At 52.7% G+C, this 370-nt stretch carries 1 protein-coding gene; it reads left to right on the plus strand.

Annotated features, from left to right (window positions below):
- Window positions 1-173: 173 nt before the first annotated feature.
- Window positions 174-370 (plus strand): YqgE/AlgH family protein (locus tag A6013_RS24655; RefSeq protein ID WP_254677918.1); only part of this gene is annotated, 197 nt, incomplete at its 3' end.

Consider the following 370-nt stretch of genomic DNA (forward strand, 5'->3'; position numbering starts at 1 on the left):
GCAGCGAAGTTCCCGATCTCGATCCCCGGAATGCTGATGGACGCTATCGATAAACGTTGACAGAAATAAACTGTGCCAGCGCCTGGGTTTATCCCCATACGGGGCGCTGTCGCTTGTTAAACCAGGAAACAGTACCTCTGACCATGAATTTACAGCATCACTAACTTAATGCCCTGCCTGCGCTCCAGAATCCGATATTTCGCCGCGCCGTGGTGTATAATTGTGCATACAAAGAAGACGGCGCGCTGGGTATAATCATCCACAACCCCCTGGAAAACCTGCAGGTTGAAGGGAATCTGGACAAGCTGAAAATCTCGGCTGAAGCGCGCCTGCCGGCAATCCGGCTAGATAAACCGGAGATGCTGGGTGG

It is taken from the genome of Enterobacter sp. IF2SW-B1, from assembly GCF_001743375.1.
Taxonomy (GTDB): domain Bacteria; phylum Pseudomonadota; class Gammaproteobacteria; order Enterobacterales; family Enterobacteriaceae; genus Enterobacter; species Enterobacter bugandensis.